The 5,299-nt window shown below is 63.7% G+C and carries 5 protein-coding genes; 4 read left to right on the forward strand and 1 reads right to left on the reverse strand.

Annotated elements, in window-relative coordinates:
• The 4 genes from Q0R02_RS12525 to Q0R02_RS12540 form a co-directional block, all read left to right on the forward strand.
• Positions 1-221, forward strand: a 221-nt coding sequence (locus Q0R02_RS12525; RefSeq protein WP_293883986.1) for a hypothetical protein, incomplete at its 5' end; no start/stop codon positions are given.
• Complete coding sequence (locus Q0R02_RS12530) at positions 218-1,057, forward strand: metallophosphoesterase (RefSeq protein WP_293883988.1); 840 nt, start codon at positions 218-220, stop codon at positions 1,055-1,057. The genes Q0R02_RS12525 and Q0R02_RS12530, both read left to right, overlap by 4 nt.
• A 16-nt stretch (positions 1,058-1,073) precedes the next feature.
• A complete protein-coding gene (locus tag Q0R02_RS12535) occupies positions 1,074-1,322 on the forward strand; it encodes a hypothetical protein (protein WP_293883990.1) in 249 nt (82 codons plus the stop codon).
• Positions 1,323-1,350: 28 nt separating this feature from the next.
• On the forward strand, positions 1,351-2,982 hold the full coding sequence (locus tag Q0R02_RS12540; RefSeq protein WP_293883992.1) for an NAD(P)/FAD-dependent oxidoreductase: 1,632 nt from the start codon (positions 1,351-1,353) through the stop codon (positions 2,980-2,982).
• On the opposite strand, the gene Q0R02_RS12545 is transcribed toward Q0R02_RS12540, so the two are convergent.
• The gene (locus Q0R02_RS12545) at positions 2,979-4,934 is read right to left on the reverse strand and encodes an acyltransferase family protein (protein ID WP_293883994.1); all 1,956 of its coding nucleotides are present in this window, start codon (positions 4,932-4,934) and stop codon (positions 2,979-2,981) included. The two genes, Q0R02_RS12540 and Q0R02_RS12545, sit on opposite strands and share 4 nt — an antisense overlap.
• Between the last annotated feature and the right edge of the window lie 365 nt (positions 4,935-5,299).

Below are 5,299 nucleotides of genomic sequence, written 5' to 3' on the forward strand. Positions count from 1 at the left end.
CGGCGGAGGCCGGGGCCTATACGAGTTTCAGCAAAGGGCGCACGCGACCCGACAGCCGTATAGGCCCCGGCCTGCGCCGGGGTGACGAGTTGGGGGGAACACGCCTGCATCCAGCACGTCTGCATCCACTGGGCCTGCAACCAGTGCGGCGTTCGGCGGTTGATGCGCGGGTGAAGGATACAGCAGACAGCAAATCAGGTGCGGGGATGGGCCGGGCATGACGCGGATCGCGCATCTGTCGGACATTCATTTCGGCGCCCATGATGACAAGCTGGTCGCGGCCACCGAGGCCTGGCTGCAACAGCGTCGCCCCGACCTGGTGATCATAAGCGGCGATTTTACCCAACGGGCGAAGGTCGAGGAGTTTCGGGCCGCGGGGGCCTATCTCAACCGCTTGCGTGCGGCCGGGCTGACGGTGCTGGCAATCCCCGGCAACCACGATGTGCCGCTGTACGACGTGGTGCGGCGGTTCGCGACGCCGCTCGATCGTTATCGGAAGTTCATCGACCAGGGACTGTGCCCCTGGTTCGAGGATGAACACGTCGCGGTGCTGGGCATCAACACCGCGCGGTCGCTGACCATTCGCGATGGGCGGATCAACTATCATCAGATCGCGATGATGCACGACCGGTTCGGGGCGGTCGTCGGCGAAAAACTGCGGATCCTGGTGACGCATCACCCGCTATTCGCCATGCCCATCGGCGAAGGTAACGAGTTGAGCGAGGCGGTGGGACGGCATCGCGACGCCGTCGATGGCGCCAGTGCGGCGGGCGTCGACGTGGCACTGGCGGGGCATTTCCACCGCACCTATGCCAATGCGCCCGGTCGCATGGTCGAAGAGGCCGGGCCAATCCTTGTCGTTCAGGCGGGCACGGCGACATCGACGCGGCTGCGCAACGACGAACCGCAGAGCTTCAACTGGCTGCACGTCACCCGGCCCGACGAACTGTTGTTGCAGGTTATTCCGTGGGATGGCGCGAACTTCGTCGAAGCCAGCGAAACGCGGTATCGACTTGGCAGCACGGGCTGGCAGGCGGGGGCAACCGACCCGGCCTGACACGCGTTGGGGCGACATGACCCTGCTACCCGTCCCCGGCCAGGCCGTGCTGGTCGTCAATGCGTTTTCGCGAAAGGGAGCCGCGCTGTTTGAAGAGGTGCGAGACAAGCTGGAGGCGGCGGGTGACTTTCGCGGGCGCGAGATGACGCTGGACACGCGCCCGCATCACCACGTCTCGATCGATGGCCAATTGCTGGCACGGACGCCGGTGATGGTGCGGGTGGCGCAGCGGGCGATCGAAGTCGTGGTGCCCGGCGTGGCGTAGCGTTGCGCCAGCCGCTAAGGCGGCGACCATGTTGCGCCTGACCGAACTGACACTGCCGTTGCATCACGCCGATGAAGCGCTGCCCGCCGCGATCTGCAAGCGGTTGCGGATCACGCCGCGCGAACTGGTGCGCCACGTTATCGCTCGCCGCGCCCATGACGCGCGTGACAAGGCGAACATCCTGCTGGTCTATTCGATGGACGTGAACGTGAAAGACGAGGCGGCGGTGCTGGCGCGCTTTGCCCGTGACCGCAATGTCCAGCGCACGCCCGACACGCGCTATCGCTTCGTGGCGGAGGCGTCCGGCAGGACCGGCGCGCGGCCGGTGGTAGTCGGGGCGGGGCCATGCGGGCTGTTCGCGGGGCTGATCCTAGCGCAAATGGGATACCGGCCGATCATCCTCGACCGCGGCAAGGTGGTTCGCGAGCGGACCAAGGACACCTGGGGCCTGTGGCGGCGGGGCGTGCTCGACCCCGAATCCAACGTCCAGTTCGGCGAGGGGGGCGCGGGGACATTTTCCGACGGCAAGCTGTATAGCCGGATCAAGGATCAGCGGAACCTCGACCGCAAGGTGCTGACCGAGTTCGTCAAGGCGGGCGCGCCGCCTGAAATCCTGACCGAGGCGCATCCGCATATCGGCACCTTCCGGCTGGTCACGATGGTCGAGAGCATACGCGCGACGATCGAGGCGCTGGGCGGCGAATACCGCTTCACCAGTCGCGTCGTCGGGCTCGACATCGCCACCGAAAGTACGGGCGATGGCGCGGGCCAGCGGCGGGTGCGCGGGCTGCACCTCCACACCGGCGAGACGCTGGCGGCGGATCATGTCGTGCTGGCGATCGGCCATAGCGCGCGCGACACGTTTGCGATGCTCCATGCCGCAGGCGTCCATGTCGAGGCCAAGCCGTTCTCGATCGGGGTGCGGATCGAACATCCGCAGTCGTGGATCGACACCGCGCGCTTTGGGGCGGACGCGGGCAATGCGATCCTCGGCGCGGCGGATTATAGCCTGTCGCACCATTGTTCGAATGGTCGCACGGTCTACAGCTTTTGCATGTGCCCGGGCGGAACGGTGGTCGCAGCGACCTCGGAAGAGGGCCGCGTTGCCACCAACGGCATGAGCCAATATTCACGGAACGAGCGCAATGCCAATTCAGGGCTGGTCGTCGCCATCGACCCGGCGCGCGACTTTCCCGGCGATCCGCTGGCGGGCATCGCGTTGCAACGCCACTGGGAGTCGCTGGCCTATGTCGCGGGCGGATCGAACTATCGTGCCCCTGCGCAAAAGCTGGGCGACTTTCTTGCCGGACGGGCGTCGGAGGAGCTCGGCGAAGTCGTCCCCTCGTATCGGCCCGGCGTCCAGTTGACCGACCTGGCCGCCTGCCTGCCCGAGTTTGCCGTGACCGCGATGCGTGAGGCGCTGCCGGTTTTCGGGCGGCAGATCCCCGGCTACGACCATCCCGACGTCCTGATGACCGGGGTGGAGACGCGCACGTCGTCGCCGGTGCGCTTTACCCGCGACGACGGCTTTCAGAGCCTGAACACCGCCGGACTGTTCCCGGCGGGCGAAGGCGCGGGCTATGCGGGTGGCATCCTGTCGGCGGCGGTGGACGGCATCAAGGTCGCCGAGGCAGTCGCGCTCAGCATCAACCGTCCCTAGCGCGCCGTCCGCGCGACCATCGCACCCCAGTTCATCCGCGTCCCCAGCAGCCGCGAACCGGGACTGCTCAGATGCGCGTCGTCGGCATAGAGCATCGTCCCATCCAGTCGCGTCAGGCACTCACCGCTCCCGCACAGCGGCTGGTCTAACGTGATGATCGGCACCAGGTTGCGTGCACGAAACGCAGCCAGCAGGTCGAGATTGGGCTTGCGATAGGCCTCATAGGCACTCCGCGTGAAGCGGCAGTCGCCGGAAGCCCCGATGGTGAATAGTCCGGCTTCGGCACGCATCAGGCAGCGGCCCGTATCGAAGTCGATGGACGGCGGCGGCGCGAACATGACCACTTTTCTACCAAGCGCGCGGATTGCGGAAACCGTGTGTGAAAGCCCTTGCACAACGTCCCCGATACTTTGTTCGCGCGCGACCGGCCCCGCTGGCGTCTGTACCAGCACCGTCCAGTGCTTGTTGTCTCCGCCAGCCGAATACTGGATGAGCGCGCTGGTCAGCACGACCGTTCGGATTTCGGGATGACGTGAAAGATAGTCCAGCACTTGGTTATTGAAATCGAGACAAGTTTCGGCGCGCCCACGCGAAAAGTTTGCATCGTTTATTGGAGAAATTCCCAAAAACGGGCCACATACGCTTCTCGTTGCCTGGACAAGGCCTTGCGGCAAAGTTGCCGCAAGGCCGGGAGTCAGCGCCATCCCGAACGAGTCACCCCAGACCATCGTCTCTGGGTCGTCCTGGGTTTGGCAAATCCGTTCAGCTGTGAACCCGTGAAAGTATTCGCATACGGGCGACAGGCCAGTGTTAGGAGATCGTGCCAGTGTATCTGGCAATGCATTGGCTCGGCTCAGGGCGAAACTCGATCCTACGACAATAATCGGGACAAGAACCAGTAACGCAATACTTCGCGGATTTATCGCGAGCTTCCGAAAGCGCTGTTCAACAAACTGATATTGGGCCTCGGCGACTATAAAGCACAATATCAGTAACAGCGCATTTACATAGGCGGGGACAGGTCTGATGAAAATCTGATTGGCAAAAGCGAAGATCGGCCAATGCACGAGGTACAGCGAGTAGGAACGATCGCCGATAAGCGTCAGCGGCTTTAGCCAGGCGTTAAAAAAGGGTCGATTGCCGGTCGGAATCATAAGTACCGCTGTGGCAAAGCACACGAGTAACGCCGGCAGCCCCGGATGCCCTCCCTCGCCGGAAACAAAGGGGACGATTGCTAATAACCCGCAACAGAGGAGCCGCGTGGCGCGCAGGGGCGCAGGAACGATCACCCCCCCGCGCAATGCAAGCGCGATGACCGCGCCCATTCCCAATTCCCAAGCCCGGGTCGGCAGAAAATAAAAGGTGACCGAAGGTGAGATATCAACCAGCATGAAGCATAGGGCGGCGCTCGCCATTACCAGCACCGCGGCCAAGGCCAGGCGGAACCGCGCCGGACACAGCAGCATCAGGGGCGGCAGGACGATGTAGAACTGCTCCTCGACCGACAGCGACCACATGTGGAGCAGCGGTTTCAGAGTGGCGGCATTGGCGAAATAGCCGGATTGCTGCCATAGCACCATGTTGACGACAAAGGTGAACGACCCCGCCAATTGCCCGACGAAACCGCGATATTCGGCGGCGTCTATCAACAGCGGTGCGAGAATCGCGGTCCCGATAAGCGTCGCATAGGCCGCCGGGAGCAAACGCCGCACACGCCGGGCATAGAAGGATGCGAAGGTGAACCGCCCCTCGGCTAGCGCCTTGTCGATCAACCCGGTCATCAGGAAGCCCGAAATCACGAAAAAAATGTCCACGCCCAGGAACCCGGCGGGCAGATAGGGAAAGCGCGCGTGGTGGAGGATGACGAGAATAATGGCGAGCGCGCGCAACAGCTGAATATCGGTACGGATCACCGGATGAAGCGGCGGCTGGGGCGTTTCGTCGGCCCGCATCAACGTCTCACATCCGCCATTTGCGTTTCTAGTTGCAGCCGGGTGATCCTCTTGGCTGGGTGGCGGGCATTTTCACCCAGCGCGCGTCTATCGCAATCCGCATCTGTTCTCGCAAGGGTGGTTCTGGTCCACAGCCTGACGGGCCAAACTGGATCAGCCGGTTTCCCGTCACCCCGGCGTAGGCCGGGGCCTATTCAAGTTTCTGGACGGGAGCACTTCTTTCGGACGCCCGTATAGGGCCCGGCCTGCGCCGGGGTGACGGGAAACCGGCGGATCCAGTTTGGCCCGTCCGGCTGTTGACCAGAATCACCCTTGCGAGAACAGATGCGGATTGCGATAGACGCGCGCTGGGTGAAAATGCCCGC

It is taken from the genome of Sphingomonas sp., from assembly GCF_025353885.1.
Classification (GTDB): Bacteria; Pseudomonadota; Alphaproteobacteria; order Sphingomonadales; family Sphingomonadaceae; genus Sphingomonas_O.

What these genes read in the sequence shown, in the direction of transcription:
- Q0R02_RS12540 (WP_293883992.1), top strand. Translation starts at nt 1,351, where the DNA reads ATGTTGCGCCTGACCGAACTGACACTGCCGTTGCATCACGCCGATGAA.
- Q0R02_RS12545 (WP_293883994.1), bottom strand. Translation starts at nt 4,934, where the DNA reads ATGCGGGCCGACGAAACGCCCCAGCCGCCGCTTCATCCGGTGATCCGT.
- Q0R02_RS12530 (WP_293883988.1), top strand. Translation starts at nt 218, where the DNA reads ATGACGCGGATCGCGCATCTGTCGGACATTCATTTCGGCGCCCATGAT.
- Q0R02_RS12535 (WP_293883990.1), top strand. Translation starts at nt 1,074, where the DNA reads ATGACCCTGCTACCCGTCCCCGGCCAGGCCGTGCTGGTCGTCAATGCG.